At 31.9% G+C, this 19,569-nt stretch carries 18 protein-coding genes; 4 read left to right on the top strand and 14 right to left on the bottom strand.

Going from position 1 to position 19,569, the window contains the following annotated elements; genetic code table 11:
* Positions 1–26: 26 nt before the first annotated feature.
* Complete coding sequence (locus BLT57_RS02760; RefSeq protein WP_091421938.1) at positions 27–635, bottom strand: DUF4254 domain-containing protein; 609 nt, start codon at positions 633–635, stop codon at positions 27–29.
* A 71-nt stretch (positions 636–706) separates the two neighbouring features.
* On the opposite strand from BLT57_RS02760, the gene upp reads away from it, so the two are divergent.
* Positions 707–1,366 carry a uracil phosphoribosyltransferase gene (gene upp, locus BLT57_RS02755; RefSeq protein WP_091421935.1) on the top strand — a complete coding sequence of 220 codons (660 nt, stop codon included), beginning with the start codon at positions 707–709 and terminating at the stop codon, positions 1,364–1,366.
* On the opposite strand, the gene BLT57_RS02750 is transcribed toward upp, so the two are convergent.
* A complete protein-coding gene (locus BLT57_RS02750; protein WP_231928792.1) occupies positions 1,355–2,221 on the bottom strand; it encodes a DUF6427 family protein in 867 nt (288 codons plus the stop codon). The genes upp and BLT57_RS02750 overlap by 12 nt on opposite strands.
* 154 nt (positions 2,222–2,375) lie before the next feature.
* On the opposite strand from BLT57_RS02750, the gene BLT57_RS02745 reads away from it, so the two are divergent.
* Positions 2,376–2,603, top strand: a complete 228-nt coding sequence (locus BLT57_RS02745) for a uracil phosphoribosyltransferase (protein ID WP_091421931.1) — start codon at positions 2,376–2,378, stop codon at positions 2,601–2,603.
* A gap of 1 nt (position 2,604) precedes the next feature.
* Here BLT57_RS02745 and purD read toward each other — a convergent pair whose 3' ends face one another.
* The gene (gene purD / locus BLT57_RS02740; protein WP_091421929.1) at positions 2,605–3,876 is read right to left on the bottom strand and encodes a phosphoribosylamine--glycine ligase; all 1,272 of its coding nucleotides are present in this window, start codon (positions 3,874–3,876) and stop codon (positions 2,605–2,607) included.
* 104 nt (positions 3,877–3,980) lie between these two features.
* Here purD and BLT57_RS02735 point away from each other — a divergent pair, with 104 nt between their 5' ends.
* Entirely contained in the window at positions 3,981–5,297 is a 1,317-nt protein-coding gene (locus BLT57_RS02735) for a phenylacetate--CoA ligase family protein (RefSeq protein ID WP_091421927.1), read from the top strand.
* The gene (locus BLT57_RS02730; protein ID WP_091421925.1) at positions 5,297–6,460 is read left to right on the top strand and encodes a glycosyltransferase family 4 protein; all 1,164 of its coding nucleotides are present in this window, start codon (positions 5,297–5,299) and stop codon (positions 6,458–6,460) included. The genes BLT57_RS02735 and BLT57_RS02730 overlap by 1 nt, the downstream gene beginning before the upstream one ends.
* On the opposite strand, the gene BLT57_RS02725 is transcribed toward BLT57_RS02730, so the two are convergent.
* From BLT57_RS02725 to BLT57_RS02675, 11 genes are all read right to left on the bottom strand, one after another.
* Positions 6,457–7,815: an undecaprenyl-phosphate glucose phosphotransferase gene (locus tag BLT57_RS02725; RefSeq protein WP_091421922.1), complete on the bottom strand. Its 1,359-nt coding sequence runs from the start codon at positions 7,813–7,815 to the stop codon at positions 6,457–6,459. The two genes, BLT57_RS02730 and BLT57_RS02725, sit on opposite strands and share 4 nt — an antisense overlap.
* A gap of 1 nt (position 7,816) precedes the next feature.
* The gene (locus BLT57_RS02720; protein WP_091421920.1) at positions 7,817–8,803 is read right to left on the bottom strand and encodes a UDP-glucuronic acid decarboxylase family protein; all 987 of its coding nucleotides are present in this window, start codon (positions 8,801–8,803) and stop codon (positions 7,817–7,819) included.
* Entirely contained in the window at positions 8,803–10,113 is a 1,311-nt protein-coding gene (locus tag BLT57_RS02715; protein WP_091421916.1) for a UDP-glucose/GDP-mannose dehydrogenase family protein, read from the bottom strand. Before BLT57_RS02715 ends, BLT57_RS02720 begins: the two co-directional genes overlap by 1 nt.
* Before the next feature lie 62 nt (positions 10,114–10,175).
* On the bottom strand, positions 10,176–11,255 hold the full coding sequence (locus BLT57_RS02710; protein WP_157717103.1) for an O-antigen ligase: 1,080 nt from the start codon (positions 11,253–11,255) through the stop codon (positions 10,176–10,178).
* Positions 11,256–11,438: 183 nt separating this feature from the next.
* Positions 11,439–12,653, bottom strand: coding sequence for a WcaI family glycosyltransferase (locus tag BLT57_RS02705; protein ID WP_091421910.1), 1,215 nt, complete (start codon positions 12,651–12,653; stop codon positions 11,439–11,441).
* Positions 12,654–12,658: 5 nt separating this feature from the next.
* Positions 12,659–13,747, bottom strand: a complete 1,089-nt coding sequence (locus tag BLT57_RS02700) for a glycosyltransferase family 4 protein (protein WP_091421903.1) — start codon at positions 13,745–13,747, stop codon at positions 12,659–12,661.
* 3 nt (positions 13,748–13,750) lie between these two features.
* Positions 13,751–15,028, bottom strand: a complete 1,278-nt coding sequence (locus BLT57_RS02695; RefSeq protein WP_157717102.1) for a hypothetical protein — start codon at positions 15,026–15,028, stop codon at positions 13,751–13,753.
* A 21-nt stretch (positions 15,029–15,049) separates the two neighbouring features.
* The gene (locus BLT57_RS02690; RefSeq protein ID WP_091421895.1) at positions 15,050–15,871 is read right to left on the bottom strand and encodes a sulfotransferase domain-containing protein; all 822 of its coding nucleotides are present in this window, start codon (positions 15,869–15,871) and stop codon (positions 15,050–15,052) included.
* A gap of 10 nt (positions 15,872–15,881) precedes the next feature.
* Complete coding sequence (locus BLT57_RS02685; RefSeq protein ID WP_091421893.1) at positions 15,882–17,183, bottom strand: flippase; 1,302 nt, start codon at positions 17,181–17,183, stop codon at positions 15,882–15,884.
* Between the two features lie 26 nt (positions 17,184–17,209).
* Positions 17,210–17,740, bottom strand: a complete 531-nt coding sequence (locus BLT57_RS02680) for a hypothetical protein (RefSeq protein WP_091421891.1) — start codon at positions 17,738–17,740, stop codon at positions 17,210–17,212.
* Positions 17,741–17,748: 8 nt separating this feature from the next.
* Positions 17,749–19,566 carry a hypothetical protein gene (locus tag BLT57_RS02675; protein ID WP_091421888.1) on the bottom strand — a complete coding sequence of 606 codons (1,818 nt, stop codon included), beginning with the start codon at positions 19,564–19,566 and terminating at the stop codon, positions 17,749–17,751.
* Between the last annotated feature and the right edge of the window lie 3 nt (positions 19,567–19,569).

Genomic DNA, 19,569 nt, shown 5'->3' with positions numbered 1-19,569 from the left:
AAGGGAAGACATAATTTAAGACCGTATTATTTTTGACTTCTTAACACAGGGTTAAGTTCGTCATCATTATACATTTTCATTTGCTTATATACTTTCATGTACTTGTCACCTTTACTAATATCTTCTAACAAAGTATCAATTGCTGTAGATAAATCTACTCGTTGTTCTAGCAGTATCTGTAGCTTTTTTTGGCATGACTCACGATGGCTTGTCGAAGCATTTTCTCGTGTAGCCTCTTCATTCATATGGTAGATTTTAAGTGCTAAAATTGATAATCTGTCTATTCCCCATGCCGGACTCTCGGTATTAATCGTAGCGTCAGGTTTTGCGATTACAGTTTTATACTTTTCTAGAAAATAACTGTCAATATACTCGACCATATCTGTTCTATCTTGATTGGAAGCATCAATTTGACGTTTTAGTTTTAAAGCGGCTACAGGATCTATTTGTGGGTCGCGAATAATATCTTCGTAGTGCCATTGGACAGTGTCAATCCAACACTTTCGGTATAATAAATGTTCAATTAGGTTTGAATCTTTGTTGTAAACATTAGAAAACGGTTGATCGACCGAATTTATAATATGGTACTTTTCAATAACCTCTTGAAATAATTTATTTGCGTTTTCTGAAAACATAATGTGTGAATTTAAAGTGCAAATATATAAGTTATTATTAACTTTAACCGACTAAATAACGCGCCTAATACATGCATATTCATAATCTTTCTGAAGATAATTCTATTTTAAATTCTTTTATTTCTGAAATACGTGATATAGACCTACAAAATGACCGTATGCGATTTAGAAGAAACGTTGAACGTATAGGGGAGGTTCTATGTTATGAAATGAGTAAAACCTTAGCGTATGCATCAAAAACGATAACGACTCCTCTGGGTCAAAGTCACACTAAATTATGCAGTAATGAAATTGTATTATGTTCGATCTTAAGAGCTGGTTTACCCTTACACAATGGTCTTTTGAATTACTTTGACGGCGCAGACAACGCTTTTATTTCGGCGTATCGGTATCATAAATCCAATACAGAATCGTTTGAGATTGTTGTTGAATATTTGGCTTGCCCAAATTTAGAGGGTAAAACACTTATTTTAGCAGACCCTATGCTAGCAACAGGTCAATCAATGGTGGCAACTTTTGAGGCTTTGAAGCCATTTGGAACTCCAAAAGACATTCACCTTATTAGTGTTATTGGTGCTCAAGACGGTGTCGATTTAGTTGCTAGTCACTTTTCAGAAAACTCACATTTGTGGATTGCTGCAATTGATAGTACACTGAGTGATAAGGGCTATATAGTCCCAGGGTTAGGAGATGCTGGAGATCTATCGTTCGGGAAAAAATTACAACAATAAAATAGCTACAGGCGTTAATAACATAACCCAAAGCAAGGTCTCTTTAAACCATTTTTCTGAAATTCCTTCAAGATAATTCGTGATAATAATTGCTAAAGGGGCAAAGAGAAAAATAAATTCACTTCCATTTTTAGTGGGCGCAAATCCAACTATTAGCAATCCTAAAAGTACTGCAATTAGTATTAAAGAAAATGACGGCCTATAACTTTTCATTTGGGATTTTATATTCTGAATATAATAAAACAAAGACCACAACCCAACCGAAAATAACAATGTCGCGCCAATGATAATTTGTTTTGAATTTAAAGGACTAAAATCAAAACTGATGTCAAAAAAACCAACTGTGTAATTGAGAATGTCCACATCTATAACCACCAAATATGAAATAACTAAAACCGCAACGGTGGCCACACCAATGCAAGGGATAATGTAGTTTTTTAAATCGCTTATTCGGTATACTAATAATGCTGCAAAAACAAGGACAAGAAATACAGCGGACCAAGTATAGAACAATATCGCAATACTTATCCAAAATGCAGAATCAAACAATTTTTTCTTCACCTCTTTTTGTGATCTCAAACTAATTAACCGACGTAATGCCAATAAAACGAATAAATTTGATAGCAATGCAGATGTATTACTCAACGTTTGTGGCATCAAGGCAAAAAATAAGACAAAAAGTAAGATGCTATAACTGTTTTTCTTTGTTAAACTATTTCTAGTTACGAAAAAATCAAAGACGAAAACGGATAGCAGGGCCATCAAAAAAAGACCTAACTGCTCGGTAAAATAAAATAAATCAAAACTGTTATTACTGTTTATAAATTTACTCCAAATGTAAATGACCAGTAACATCATACTTATCACGATATAGTGAATAGGTTTTGATTTGCTAAAAAAATTTGAAATCATTGATGTGTCTTAAATTGAAAAAAATATGTAATTTTGCATTGTAAATATATGATTATACCTTGAAGCTCATGAAGAGTTTCTAAAAAACATCTTGAAAATGAAAGACTTTTTTTACGCTATAGAAGACTTATTTGTTAATGTTTTATTTGCACCCTATGATTGGTTAAGAGCCCTAGAATTAGAAAATTGGTGGACAGCCAATATATTTTCATGGCTTTTTATCATCATTGGAATATTAGCCATGGTGTATTGGATGTTACAACTTAAAAAATTCAATGATAATAATGAAGAAGACAAGAGTATCACTTCTCATTCTTACCTATAATTTATAAATCAAAACCAATATCTTTTCGATAATCCATCTTATCAAAATATAGTTTTTCTATGTTTTGATAAGATTTTTTTATGGCTTCTTGGTATGTATTACCATATGAAGTGATTGCCATCACGCGTCCTCCAGATGTTACGATTTTATCTCCTTTTACAATAGCTCCAGCGTGAAATGGGATTGAATCTACGATGTGTTCTAATCCTGTTATTTCTTTTCCTTTTTCATAGGCCTCAGGATAACCTCCAGAGACTAACATTACTGTTGTTGCGGCTCTTTGATCTATTTCTATTTCAATCTCATTTAATCGTTCTTCTGAAATTGCCTTAAAGATTTCAACAATATCTGTCTTCAATCTTGGCAATACCACTTCAGTTTCAGGATCACCCATTCGCACATTGTATTCAATCACTTTAGGATCATTCCCTACTTTAATAATCCCAATAAAGACAAACCCTTTATACGGTAAGTTGTCCTTTTTTAGACCCTCAATGGTTGGTTTTACGATACGATCTTCAATTTTATGAAGAAACTCTTCTGAGGCAAAAGGCACAGGTGATATAGCTCCCATTCCTCCAGTATTCAAGCCTGTATCGCCTTCTCCTATGCGCTTATAGTCTTTTGCTGTTGGTAGCATTTTATAACTCTTCCCATCAGTAAGAACGAAGCAACTCAATTCTATCCCATCTAAGAATTCCTCAATGACCACTTTAGAACTTGCCACTCCAAATTTAGCTTCAACAAGCATATTTTTAAGTTCGGCTTTAGCTTCGTCGAGATTATTCAATATCAATACGCCCTTTCCCGCAGCTAAACCATCAGCTTTTAATACATATGGTGGTTTTAATGTTTCTAAAAAACGATACCCTTCTTCTACATTTGTTGCGTCAAAACTTTTATATGCAGCGGTAGGAATATGGTGTCTAAATAAAAACTCTTTAGCAAATTCCTTACTACCTTCTAATTCTGCTGCGGCTTTTTGAGGACCAATAACTGCAACCCCTTTCAATAGGTTATCATCCAAAAAGAAATCATGTATCCCTTGAACTAAGGGGTCTTCTGGTCCAACGACAACCATCTCAATGTTATGCTGAATAACCAAAACTTTGATTGCTTCAAAGTCTGTTACTTTTAAATTAACGTTAGTCGCTATTTGAGCTGTGCCAGAGTTTCCGGGAGCAACAAAAAGTTTGTCGCATAATGGGCTTTGTGCTATTTTCCAAGCGAAAGTATGTTCTCTCCCTCCCGAACCAAGAATTAAAATTGTCATCGTTTCAATTTGTTTGTGTAAAAATAATCGTTTTTAGCTTTTACGAAGTTTCCTGACAAGACTTTTTTTCTTTACTTTACCAGAAATACTAACACTTTTTGTTTTTGAACGTCTTTGATTTTTCTTTACGGTTAAATGGCTTTCCTTTAAATAAGGCTAAAGACGAGCTATTGCGCATCCAAAGTAAGAACAGTCAGGATTTTGAGCGCCACATCATACAAAAACGGCGTGATATTGTATCTTATCATTTGGCTCATAACTCATTCTATGCATCCTTCATTGGCACCATTGATACAAAAGACTGGAATTCTATACCTGTCATGACGAAGAGACATTTACAGCTGCCACTTGAAGAACGATTATCGGAAAGTTTCTCAACAAAGACAGTTTACGTCAACAAAACCTCGGGTTCTTCTGGAGATCCATTTGTGTTTGCAAAAGATAAGTTTTGTCATGCCATGACTTGGGCAATTATACAAAACAGATTTGGATGGTATGGATTAGATTTTAACACCTCTAAGCAGGCGCGTTTTTACGGTATCCCTTTGGATAAAAAAGGCTATTACAAAGAACGTATTAAAGATGTATTGAGTAACCGATTTCGTTTTTCAGTGTTCGATTTAAGTGATACAGCTTTTGAAAAACATTTAAAAAAATTCGAATCAACAGCTTTTGTTTATATCAACGGCTATACGAGTTCTATTGTGCAATTCGCAAAGTTCTTAGAGCGAAAACAACTCATATTGAAAACGATTTGTCCTTCATTAAGCGCATGTATTGTCACCTCAGAAATGTTATTCGATAAGGACAAAACGCTCATGGAAACCTACTTTGGAATTCCAGTTATAAATGAATATGGTGCTTCAGAATTAGACCTCATCGCCTTTCAAAACCAAAAAAACGAATGGCAACTCAATAGCGAGACCTTATATATTGAGATTTTAGACTCTAATGACCGCATATTACCTCATGGCGAAGAAGGTCGGATAGTTATTACTTCATTATATAATAAAGCGCATCCTTTTGTAAGATATGATATTGGTGACCTCGGAGTTATTTCAGAACATTCCACTTTGCGACTACCCATCTTAAAAACATTAATTGGTCGAACCAATGACATTGCCATATTACCAAGTGGAAAAAAAGCTGCTGGATTGACTTTTTATTATATTACTAAAAGCATCATCGAGGATGATGGCAATGTAAAAGAATTTGTTATTGAACAGCTTAAAAAGGAGCATTTCAAAATAAAATATGTGAGTACCAAAGCCCTTTCCGAAGGAAAAATAAATACTATTATACAAGAAATGATCAACTATCTTGAAGACGGGTTAACCATTACATTTGAAAGACTACAAGAATTAAAACGGTCTAAAAGTGGGAAACTAAAACAATTTACCTCTTTAGTTACAAAAGAATAATGAACAGAGATATTTTAATCATAACGAGCTATTATCCTCCTGAAATAGGTGCAGCCTCAAATAGAATATTTCATTTAGCCAATGGTTTGCAAAAGCATGGTTTTGAAGTGAGTGTTTTGACACCATTACCCAATTATCCCACGGGTAAAATTTTTGAAGCCTATAGGGGTAAATTTAAACAACGTTCAACAGAAAATAATATCAACGTACACCGTCTTTGGATTTATGCTAGCAATTCAAAACATAAATTATTCCGCTTATTTGCCATGATATCCTACAGCCTTAGTCTATTATGGTTTTTTATATGGCATAAATTACCTAAAACCGTAATCATACAATCACCTCCATTACTTGTAGCGTTTACATGTATGCTATGTATAAAAAGCAAAGGCAGGAACCTTATTCTAAACGTCAGTGATCTTTGGCCTATAGCCGGTTTAGAATTGGGTGCCTTTAAGAAAAACTTTAGTTATAAACTTCTTGAAAAAATTGAACGATTTAATTATAAAAGGGCTAATCTAGTATTAGGACAAAGTGATGAAATATTAACTCATGTAAAGTCCATTTTTTCTGATAAATCCACCTTTTTATATCGAAATTTCCCTGATTTTATAGCTCCCACTATCACAAAACACGCTACAGAGGGCAGACTAAAAATTGTTTATGCAGGTCTTTTAGGAATTGCGCAAGGTATTTATAAACTATGTCAAGAGTTAGATTGTCCAGATACAGAATTACACATATATGGTTCTGGTGCAGAACAAATTAAAATTGAACAGTTTATCAAAGAGCATCCTGAATTACCTATATTTTATCATGGTCATGTTAGCAGACAAGAATTGCATTCACAGTTGTTGCATTATAATATTGCTATCATCCCTTTGCTAAATCGCATATATGGAAGTGTCCCTTCTAAAATTTTCGAATACGCGAGTTTAGGGTTGCCAATGGTATATTTTGGAGGCGGCGAAGGAGAAGGAATTATAAACAGATTAAACTTGGGATGGGTTGCAAAAGCTGGAGATTACAAAGATTTAAATCATGTTTTATCAACTATTGATGGTGTTGAACTTTCCGAAGTAAGACGAAAAAAGATACAAAATACTGCGTTAGTTCAATTTGATTTCAACAAACAATTGATCGATTTAATCGCACTACTTTAGTAGGCTTTATCTTCCCCTTTAACGGCATTAACAAAGGTTTGGGTGATGATTTTAAGATCTAATAATAATGACCAGTTTTCGATATAAAATATATCGTATTTCACACGGCCAATAATGTCTTTATCCGTTTCAATTTCTCCGCGAAAACCGCTTACCTGAGCTAAACCTGTGATCCCAGGTTTAACAAAGTGACGCACCATAAATTTATCAACTCTCTTTGCATACATATTAGTATGACTTACCATATGCGGTCTTGGACCAACAACAGACATATCCCCAAAAAGCACATTGAAAAACTGAGGTAATTCGTCTATACTGGTTTTTCTAATCAACTTTCCAATCTTAGTAATACGCTGATCACCACGAGTTGCTTGATACAAATGTGCATCTTTATTAGGCGTCATTGATCTAAACTTATAACAGTCAAACTCTTTGTAGTTAAATCCATTTCGAGATTGCTTGAAAAATACAGGACCTTTAGATTCTAACTTTATCAATATGGCAATAATAGGAGTTAACCAAGACAAAATAAATATGATGACCAAACTAGAAAATAAGATATCGAACATACGTTTTACCACCATATTAAAAGAATCTTCTAAAGGAATGTTTCTTAAAGATATAATGGGTATGTAATCGTAATACTCGTATTTCAGTTTCTTAGAATAGATTTCCTTGTTATCAGGTAAGAATTTCAGAATTTTTAGATTGTTATCGGCAAAATCGGAGATCTCATCAATTTGTTTGTTGGAGAGTTCTGATATTGAACAATAAATCTCATCAACATATTCGTCTATAATATATTGAAAATAAGGTTCTAGGTCTATATCTTTCTTCTGTTCAAGGCTAAAGGTTTTTGAATGCACGTAACCGTATTCGGGATTCTTATTAAAAAAATTTTCTAGTGCATGTGTTTTTTTATTAGCTCCGAAAATGACCGTTTTTCTAAAATTACCCCCAAATGAAACTCGATATTTTTGCAATAAGTAATAAATGGCAAACTTTACAAAGGTAATGGATAAAAATACGGCAATAATGTACTTAAAGATGGTATTTGGGTATATGTTTAAGTTGTAATAATATCCTGAAAACGAAAAAATAATTAAGGTAAAGATCACCATTTGTCTAAATGTCAAAGAAAAAATCTTAACCTCTCTAGTATAGCGGTAAACTTCGTAAAACTTAGAATATACAGATAATGTTATCCATGAAATGGTAGTGAACGTAATAAAAATAATAGGATCAATATTTTTGAAAAAATAAAATATAGCAAAGCCATTGATAATACTTAAATCAATCAAATATGAAATAGGTCTTAAATACCCTGAATATCTTCCGTGTTTAAATAAACTCAATTTATGTTTTTATATGTTTAGAAAAGTCTCTGTGTTCTCTTTTAAACAATTCTTCCTGAGACAATGTTTTAAAATATTCAAAAGTTTTTTTCATTCCTTCTGTTCTATTCACTTTAGGTTCCCAATTTAAAAGTGTTTTAGCTAAGGTGATATCTGGCTGTCTTTGCATTGGATCATCAACAGGCAAATCTTTATAAATTACTTTTTGAGTTGTATTGGTAAGCCTAATAATTTCTTCGGCAAAATCGCGAATAGAAATCTCATTTGGGTTACCAATATTCACTGGATACACATAATCGCTAAACAATAACCTATAAATCCCTTCTACTTGGTCGTCAATATAGCAAAATGATCTGGTTTGAGAACCATCTCCAAAAACAGTTAAGTCTTCTCCTCGAAGTGCTTGTCCCATAAATGCAGGAATCACCCTTCCATCGTTCAATCGCATTCTTGGGCCGTAGGTATTAAAAATACGTACAATTCTAGTTTCTATTCCATGAAACCTATGGTAGGCCATGGTAATCGATTCTTGAAAGCGTTTAGCCTCGTCATATACACCTCTTGGACCAATAGTATTTACATTGCCATAATAGTCTTCAGTTTGAGGGTGAACTAATGGGTCACCGTATACTTCAGAAGTTGAAGCAATCAATATTCTAGCTTTTTTGGCTTTTGCTAAACCCAATAAATTATGGGTTCCCAACGCCCCAACTTTAAGTGTTTGAATTGGGATTTTTAAATAATCAATTGGACTGGCAGGAGATGCAAAATGAAGTATATAATCTAGGGGTTTGTCTATTTCTATGAATTCTGTGACGTCATGTTCAATAAATTCAAATTTTGAATTTGATTCAAGGTGTTGTAAATTACGTTTATCACCAGTAATAAAATTATCCATCCCTATTACATAAAAACCTTCTTTTATGAAACGATCACATAAATGAGATCCTAAAAAACCTGCTGCGCCTGTGATAAGAATGTTTTTCATTAAATCGAATTATGTCTACCAATTGATGTGTATAAAACTCCTTCACTTTTAAGGTCATTTACATCATATAAATTACGACCATCAAAAATCACCGGTGCTTTCATTTTAGATTTTAATTTATTAAAATCTGGTGTTCTAAATATACTCCATTCTGTACAGATAATCAAGGCATCTACATTTGATAATGCGTCATACATATTAGAGGCATAATAGAGCTTATCTTGATACTTTTTTTTCACATTAGCCATGGCTTCAGGATCGAATACTTTTATTGATGCCCCTTGATTGAGTAATTCGTCAATCATGTATAGTGCAGGAGCTTCTCTGATATCATCTGTTTCTGGCTTAAAAGCTAAACCCCAAATACCAAAAGTTTTTCCTTCCAAACTGGTATTATAATAGGATTGGATTTTAGGAATAAGAATCGTCTTCTGAACATCATTAACCTTTAGCACAGAATTTAATACCTTAAATTCATATCCATTATCCATACCAGATTTATAAAGTGCTTTTACGTCTTTTGGAAAGCAAGACCCTCCATAACCAATTCCTGGAAATAAAAAGCGTTTCCCAATGCGCGAATCGGTTCCCATACCTACGCGTACTTTATCGACATCTGCCCCAACCTTTTCACAGAAATTGGCAATCTCATTCATGAATGTGATTTTTGTCGCTAAAAAAGCATTAGCTGCATATTTTGTTAGTTCAGCAGACCGTTCATCCATTATTATTATTGGATTCCCTGAACGCACAAAAGGCTTGTATAGTTTCTCCATAAGTTTGGTTGCTCGTTGAGAACTTGAGCCAATTACTATTCGTTCTGGTTTTAAAAAGTCATCTACAGCAAACCCTTCTCTTAAAAATTCTGGATTAGAAACCACATCAAATTCGACTTTAGTTTCCTTAGAAATTGCTTCTTTTACTTTATCTGAAGTTCCCACAGGAACTGTACTTTTATCTACAATGACCTTGTAATCTTTAATAAGCTTTCCAATTTCTTTTGCAACACCAAGTACATAAGATAAGTCTGCAGATCCATCTTCATCTTCGGGTGTAGGAAGTGCTAAAAAAATAATGTCACCATGGTTTAAGGCTTCTTCCAGAGAGTTCGAAAACTGTAATCTGTCGGCTTTTATATTTCGCTCAAATAAAAGGTCTAAATGTGGTTCATATATTGGAACGACACCTTTTTGCATTTCTTCGATTTTGCGTTGATCAATATCTATACAAAGTACTTCATTTCCAGTTTCAGCAAGACAAGTCCCTGTTACTAAACCAACATAGCCTGTTCCTATTACCGATATTTTCATTACCCTAGATTTTAAAGCAAATATATAAATTTAGGAAGGTTCAAAATATCTTAAGAAGATAATTATTTAGAATGGACATTAATATGCTCAAAATCATTCGATTCGTGCACTACTAAATAATTTTTGAATGCGAAATAATTTATTAAAAATGTGAATAGCATCACTCCATTTTGACGCTCTAATATGTTCTCAAATAACATTACTATTGAGAAAAATATGATAACGCCTACAAATAGCCAATCTTCAGTTTGAATGGCCAAATTCAAATTATAATACAAAAACCACAAAAACAGTAATAATCCTATAATTCCAACTTTCATCAAAATGCTCAGATATTGATTATGGGTGTTAAATTTAAGCTCAAATAAATAATACAAATTTTCTTTATAACACTGGTACAATTCAGTTCGGTCATCTTCAATCCCATATCCAAAAAGGGGCTTTTCTTTAATAAGATCAATTGCACATTTATAAATTTGTAGTCTATTGTTTGTTGAGTTCGTTTCATTTTTAGCGGTGTAAGTTGTCTTATTAAGCATTTCACCTATTCTCTTATTTGTTTGAGGCAACAAAAACAAGAGCACACAAATCACTGCTAAAACACCAATAGTTGTAGTAACTATTTGCTTTGCATTGTTCTTATAAGAGAATACTATTATCGATAATACGCTAATAATTAATCCCATTATCACACCTCTTCTTGATAAAAACAGAATCATTAATAGTAAAAGAATCGAGGACACTCCATATGTCCAATTAAATTTTACAGTGGTTTTTTTAGATAAAATATAATGGAGTGAGAAAAGAATAGACACACTAAATATAATGGATATGTATATGGGATGATCATTTAAAAATGGGAGTCGACGTTCTAAATGAGATAAAAAATAGCCATAATCTTCTTGTAAATCAACATATTTTATTTTGATATAGAAAACCCCAATGATGAACATAAAGACCACATTTGACCAATGTAGTACCTTAAAAAAAAGTAATTTTACTTTTTCTGAAAACACTCCTTTTTGATTGAAATAAAACAGTGAAAATACAAGAGGAGCGATTAACAGTGAAGCTCCTGTTTCAAAACGCTTAAGAGCAGCGGGAATATCAGATGTGTAAGTTAACGCAACCAGATAGCTCAAAAAGAGAATTGAGTTAATAAAAACTAATTTATGGAATTTGAGATTTTTAAATTCTATTAGTGATAAGAGTGAGGCCGCTCCTAATAAAATGAATAAGAGACTTCTTCTCTCTATTGGAAAAAGGCAAAAAACGCCAAAAAAGACAATGGAGAATACAGATAATTTTTGCAGCCAAGATCTCATCTATATTGTATTAATTTTTTTAATAAACTGATCCAAAACATTAGTTTTAGAATAATTTTTAACGATATAATTTTTTGCATTTACCCCGATTTCATGAGCATATTCTAGATTTTTCTGAAGTTCAATAATCGTTTCAACAATCTCATCAGTATTATCATTTCCAAAATAAAAACCGCCCTTGGAAGATTCAATTATCATTTTCACCTCCGACTTGTCGTTTCCTGTAATTAGAGAGGGTTTTCCACTTCCCATCATACCTAATATTTTTGATGGCATTACTGTATCAATAACTTCGTTCTTTTGAAACAGTACATGCAAATCTGCGCTATTCAGGAGGTTTGGTAACTCTTCAAAATCTACTAAATTATAATGTTTTGTGAATTCATAATTATCTAATTCTTTTTTTACTTTTGTCTCTTCTGCGCCTTCTCCAACTACAACTACTTCTAGATTCTCTAAGGGCTTTATTGCTTCTAAAAATTTGAAGAAAAATTCCCAATCTTGTTTAGCTCCAATATTTCCAGAATAAAGTATTTTAAACTTGTTAGACGTTAAATACCTATGTTTTGTTTTGACTGTTATATTGAATGCGTCTGTATCTAACCAGTTTGTTAAGTAATAGGATTGTTTATCTTTAACTTTGTTATTTAGTTTACTGAGCATACCATTACTTATAGTGCTTACGATATCTGCTTTATTAAGTAATGATTTTTCAATATAGAGTAGCAATTTGATAAAAACTGATTTATCGTTACTTAATAGTCCTGAATCTATAGCTGCATCAAACTCAAAATCCTGGATATGAACCCAAAGCTTGCTTCCATATCGCAATTTTAGCAGCCATCCTAAAACTATTGTCGATGTAAACGGGACTATACAGATTACATAATCTGGTTTTGATACCTTGAAAAGGTTAACAGTACTGCCAAAAGTATAGCTTAATAAGTGTCGTATTCGTTTAGAAAAAGATGGGTTTGATGGCACATATTGCTTATACCTGAACACCTTAACATTATTAATCGTTTCTTTGGTCCACCTCGATTTTTCCTTATAATCTGGACGTATACTCCATTGTGGATAATAAGGAAACCCTGCTATTACCGACACCTCAAAGCCTTTACTTGTTAAGTATTCGGCTTTTTGCGTTGAATATAACCCAATTGCGCTATCTTCTGGATTGTAATTAATTCCTATTAGTGTTATCTTTTTTTTCAATACAATTAACTAAAGATGGTTTCTAAATTTCTAATGAATGCTTTGGTCGAAAAGTTTTCTCTCCCAAAACAGTGGTTTTTGTATAAGAAACTCTCATAGTGTTGAGAGTCATTACTTACTTGGTTGAGTTTTGTAATAATATCATTAGGATCTTTTTTTTGTAGGTACAATCCGTTAATTTGATCATCAAAGATATCGGAGATCCCTGCATGATTGGTTGTTAAAATAATATTCCCTGTTGACATTGCTTCAATAATTGAAATGGGCTGTCCTTCCATAGCATAATAAGACGGAAATACAAATATATTACCCCAAAGTAAAAAGTTTTTCTTGTCTTCACCTTTAACAACTCCTAAATATTCAGTATGTTTTAATAATGATAAATAATCTTCAATCTTCGATTTTGATTTATGGTCAATGTTACCTGCAATTTTAGCGTGATAAGGAATCCCCTTAGATTCCATTATTTTCAGAGCTTCTAATAGATCTAATATTCCCTTTTCTTCCATTAAATTGCTCAAATAAACTAATTTAATTGACTTCAAATTTTTAGTTTTTACTTTAGCTTCAATATTTTCAACTAAAAAATCTTCAACGAAATTATAGACGACATGTATTTTTTTTTCAGGTAGAAAAGGCGTTAGATTTGCTACCAAGCTTTCTGAAAGAACTATACCATTATCACACTTACTAATTATGGTTTTCATCATCCTTTTTTTTAAAGGACTAGAATCTCGGTACGTATCTTTCAGGTGATTACCGTGAATGTGTAGCACAACTTTTTTTTTGAATAACTTGGCCGTAAAAATAAAAATCCCATATTTTAAAATGCCAAAAAAAGTTTGTCCAGGAGTAATGTAAATCAAATCTGAAAAAAGCACTTTATAAAACTTCAGGTTATATTTTATTCCCTGTAAAAGCTTCCGAATTGAAAATGAACCTACCTGTTCGTCAAAAAAAGTCAAAGAGGTATTTATTTTATCTACTGCAAAATGTGCTCTTTGGCTAAACCCTTCATAAACTACTTTATTTGATAAGCTGTTTCCTGTAATTGGGTCAGGAAATGGGCCTATTATTAAAAGTCTTTTTTGCATATGTTAGCTCTTAACTTGATTTTTTTTACGTTTAAAAAAGTAACTACTAGCTTGGTAGATTAATAAAACAAAATATGCGTAGTATATATATCTAAAAGCAGATCTCAAATAATATTCATAGCTGTAAAACAGGAACAAAGATAATAACAATACTAGTACTAAAGCCATCCCTCTTTTATTATTAATTAAAAGGGCTCTGACAATTTTTTCGAAGTAACTAAAAATCAAACCAAGGATAAAGAAAAACGCACAGGTAAACGTCATACCCATGTTAAATACTTGTCCATGTAATGTATATGGAGCAAATACATTTAATCTTAAAAGTGGCGCATAATTATACCAACCAACCATACTTCCAGGTAAAGGGTTTAAACTAACAAAAATAATATACCAATCACGGGCTGCTTCATTAACAGTCCTAATCGTAGCAAAAAAACCAAAAATAAAAGTATAGTACGTATTGAAAGCAATCGAATCTCTTATTCCTGATTCATCCTCACTAAAAATTGAGGCAATGTATGGGATGAGACCATGGTCTGCTAACTTTCTTAATGACAACACATATGCCATGAATATAAAAGCAAAAACTAACTGAAAAAAGAATCTAATTTTGTTTTTTTTCGTGTTTCCAGATGTTTGGAATACAATTAACAAATAAATTAAAAGTAGTAAAAACGTAGCTCTAGACCCGGTGCTCATATTCAATAATAAAACCACTACAAAACCAAAAGAGCTTTTAGTTTTATTATCCGAATAAAAGAGGCCCAATAAAATAACTGTTAGAAATGAAAGTATTTTAGCTATGGAGATTAAGAATTTGTTTTCAAATTCAGGAATATAATCTACTCTAAACATTATTCCTTTACCATAAGTAAAGGCATAACAAAGAAATATAATTAGTACCAAAAGCATCGAAATGTTTAAAAGCCTTTTGGGTAATACATATTTGTTAAATAGTGTATAATCAAGTTTAGTATTAAAAATTAGCTTGTTGCTTTTTATTGAATAGTCATAATAAATGACCGTTGCTGCAAGAAAAGAAATGTTAGCTACAATGTAATATCTTAGTATGTTAAGAAAATCACTATTGGTGGCTTTATCGACGTTATAAAATGAAATCTTATCCTCATAAAAATAATAATATAAGACTGTTAAAACGATTATTAAGTAATTAAAAATTAAATAGATATGTATTGGACTTAATAAAAAGTACTTATATAATTTTGCTGTCAATACCGTCAATAAAAGCATCAATACAGCTAACGCAATAAGTGTATACATATCCATTCTTTAATTCCCTTGTTACCAGTCTAAATCTTTTTCATAACCAAGTTTTACTAGCATGTCTCCTCCATGCGTTTTAAACACTTGTTTCGCCTTATCATTGAATTTATTTTTCCAATCTCCAGATACGCCCTTACGTAAAAAACTATTTGTGTCTTCGACACCTTTACTCCTATTTGTTTGATTTTCAAACGAGTATTTATGAACTACTTTTTTTAATTTTTCTTCATCGACATCTAAACCAAAAAAATCTTGAAGTAAACGTCGTAATGTCTCTTCGGTATTACTGAGTAAATCTTCATACCTAAGCATATAAATGTTAGAATTATCCGTATTAAATTCTTTTAACCACTTTTGATTATAACTCGACCAGTTTCCAGGGAAATTAAAGTAATGTGCTTTAGAAGGGATATGCGTAAATGAATACTCTAAATATTCAGGTAAATTACTAGAAATGTCATCATAATCTTCAAAAGGAAGCTGCTTTCTTGTATATGTAACTGTTTTAGGGTCTAATTTATTTTTGTTGCTCCAAATTAATTGATGATAATAAAATGAGACACTCACATCTCTACCGTCTCTTACCAACCACAAAATCTTTTTATTCTTATGAATCAAATACTTTGGTTGATAATGGCTATGAAATACAGATTTAGACAAAACAGGAAACTTATTTCTTGGAAACGGCAGATCTAGATAACTAGATACCAATTGCCCTAACCAAGACCCTCCCGATTTTGGATATTCAACTATAACTATCGATTTATTTAAAAAAGTCAAGCTATTAACAAATAAGAGCCTTGTGGCTTGTTCGAGCTTTCCTTTTATCATTTTAATCATACTAAAACTTTTATGTAATAAATGAATTAATTTTTAATTCTCTTCTAATATATATATAAGACAACAAAAACATAAGTAAAAAAGCTAAACTAGTTGCAATAGCTGCTCCATTAATACCCATAGTCCTAATAAGGATGTAATTTAAAACTAAATTTATAATTAGTGTTAAAAACATAATCCTACTATATACTTTTTGATGACCTGTCATTTGTAAAATATCGCTTACAGGTCCAAATAAGCTAATTAAAACTTTTCCTACACATAAAACCATTAATGCGTAAACTCCTGAGAGATAAACTTCACCTAAAAATTCTAAAACGAAACCATGAAATATTAGGATGCCTATAAAAATGATTAATCCAGTAAAAAACGTCATTCTTACAGAGAATCGTACATTTTTTTGCAGCAAAGCCATGTCATTCGCAGAAAATGCATTAGAAATTTTAGGTGCAAGAATCGAATTTATAGCCTCGTAAGTAAATGTAATTACAACCGCAATTTTAGTAACAATATCATATACCCCAATATTTACTTCGGTTTCAAACACACCTAAAATAATTTTATCAGACCAAAGAAGAAGTACATAAAAATATGTGGATGACATTAATGGAATAGTCTCTAAAACATACTGTTTGGCATTCTTAGCCGTCTTTATAATCGAGTTGTGATTTTTAAGTTTGAATATCACTAGACAAGAAAACATAAAAATGATTAGAATCGCATAAAAATGGCTCTCCATTATTAATGACCCACCTTTTTGACTAAGGCTAGCGAGGAAAAATATGACAATGAGTGTCACGAAAAACCGCGAAAAGAAATTAATAAAAGAAAAGAGGCCGTTTTTTCTCACTCCTCTCAAAACACCTGAATTAATAAGAATAATCGTCCAAAAAGGTACCGATAACACTGTCCACTGTAAATACTTAGTAAATTCAGGCTTATTAAAAAATTTGACAGAAATGTCTTCAGCAAAAAAGTAAATCAACCCTGATATTGCAATCGAAAAAATAAAGGCCAAAGCAATACTTAAGTAATAAAAAGAAAAGCCAATGTCTTTATTTTTATGAGCTGAGAACTTTTTAGTTAAATGAATATCAAAACCCATTTTACCAAATACAACGAGAATAGAAAAAAGAGTAAGGCCGAGAGCAACATATCCATACACTTCTTCACCGTACTTCTTGATAACAAAAAATGAAAAACCGTAAGCAATTAAAAACCCAAGCAATCGAAAAACAAGAAAATGACTGCTTTTAAATAGTATTTCTCTATAATCTTTATCGTGGAAAATTTTACTTATTTTTTCTAACATAGTAGATCAACTAATAGCTTAAGAAGCTACATATATTTTGAGTATCTATTAGTAATTCTACTAACTAAACTTTCAGAAGTTTTTAATGTATCCGGTTGAGTTAGAGTTAGAAGATTTTCAGAAACTTTGAGTGTTGTTTTATTGTATTTAAAATATTCAAAAAATGCAGAATCTTTTATAATAATTCTGTCATCATTCATATTTAATACTATTTTTTCTAAGTTGATTGTATTTGCGGCGTCAAATCGCAAATAAAATCCATTAGGAATTATTTTTTGGGGGAAAACAAAACTCACTCTTTGTGTCTTTGACGGTTTTCCTTTTACAGCATTACCAGCAATGGTTTTAAGTACCTCTCCATCTTGATAATATAAAGTAATTTGAGCGTCATTTTTAATGATTGCGTCAAAAAACACCTGCAACTTATCCTTTTGGCTTTCTATATTCGTTTCAGTTACTATCGTATTGTTTTCTTTCGCGTCATTTAGAGGCTTTCCCTCTTTACATGAATACGCTATTGAAATTATTACGACACAAATTCGAATTATCCTCTTCATAATAAATACTATTTTCTCTCTTCGATTAAAATCTTATCAGAATCTAAATATATACTTGGAATTGTCGCGGTTTGTCCTTCCCAATTTGAAGCTCCTTTAGAGTTGTCTGTTGGCCCTAAAATGATGTTAAGCTGATCTACATTAACTTTAGCTGTAAGGGTGCATTTAAACCATCCGCTTCCAATAGGTGTAATTGACACCTTTTCATTTTCGAAAGTTCCTTGTTTCTTTGAGCCTACTACTTCTCCTTTATTTAAATCAAATACGGCATCCACTCTATTAGGATAAACACCTTGTAATCTTAACCCAAGTAGGCTTCCTGAGTTTCCCTTTTTAGCCACAATTGAAACGGTATATTCTTTTCCAAAATCAATATTAAGATTGTTAATTTTTAAATATGATGCATTTATATTATCCTTTCTTGTGATCTCATAAATAGCTTTATTTCTATTCAATACTAGCGATTTGTTTTGCCAGCGGCTAAATTCAGGAATACTTAATTCAGTTTTTTTAGAATCGTCTTGTTCTATGACGAGATTAGCATCCAGGTTATATTTTTTTACTAGCCTCATAAGTTCATTACGCATAACGTTTTGATTGTATTTATAATTGTCAATACTATACAATCTTCCTTTTAATTCTCTTTTTAATTCCTTATCAAAATAGTTCAAGTCTTCCTTATTGACCTGAATTAAATCATCCAGATAACTAGGTTGGGAAACTTTATGCAGGGCCTTTATTAATTCTTTTAAATAAACAGAATCTTTTTCTTGATCAAGAAAGAGGAAATGTGCGTATTTCTGGAGTTTGATTCCTGAATTTCCATCAAACGCTATAGGTTCTAATTTGGAGGTAATTGGATTGTAATAGAAACGCAAATTGATACTATAAATACCATGAGTTGCACCAAACAAGTTTAAGATTGCATTTTGCAGTGCTAGTTTTTTAACATCGAAAACCTTATCAATAGTAGTTCTTCCTTTTCTTAGATCTTCAAGCAGATTTTTACTCAATTTAAAATAGCCATTCATTGTTGAATCCATTAAAACCTTTTCTTCAGAAAATGGAGCGATTTGAAGTTTGTCTAAAAGGTTTTTTTGAGGATTCATAAACCTATTCCACCTAGCGCCTGAAGGTTCAGCTACTTGAATAGATTTCTTAACTTCATCCCACCAAAAGTTTTCAGAAAATTTTAAAATAACACTTTCTTTTCTCTGATTACTTTCAATGGTTCTTTTGTCAAATGTTTCTTCAATAGCATATACCCCTAATAGTTTACTATCGTAGCCTGAAGCATTATCAAGTTTTATATGAATGGAGCCTTCTATAAAGTTATATCTTAATCCGATAAGATTCTCAGATTTAATGGCATTATGATATAACCACTCATTGATGTTTCCTCGAGTTCTTGGATGGTGTATTGAAAATTTTCGCATCCCAAGAATTGTTTTATCATCTTTGAGTTTTATTCTAAATGACCATTTATCACCTTCTAAATGATCTGTCCAATCACCTTTAAGTCTTATTTCGGCTCTATAATCATTTCCGTTGAACGCTATTGTTGCTGGGACATAATCTGAATCGCTAGTTTCTAATACCCCAACACTTAAAGCTTTATCTCTTTTTTTCTTTAATTTTTTAAACGACTTTTCATTTAACGTTATTTGAATAAAATCTAAAGTAGTTGTTTGCTCAAAATCTGGGGTTAATGCATATTTACTTGGTTTTTTAGTATAGCGTTGTTTGAGTGATAATAAAATGACCACCATTACTAATAAACTAGTTAGAAAAATAAAACCTCTTTTATTTGAAGATTTGAGCCTCATGTA

The sequence above is a fragment of the Formosa sp. Hel1_31_208 genome (genome assembly GCF_900104785.1).
Taxonomy (GTDB): domain Bacteria; phylum Bacteroidota; class Bacteroidia; order Flavobacteriales; family Flavobacteriaceae; genus Psychroserpens.
This window is presented reverse-complemented; position numbering and strand designations above follow the sequence as displayed.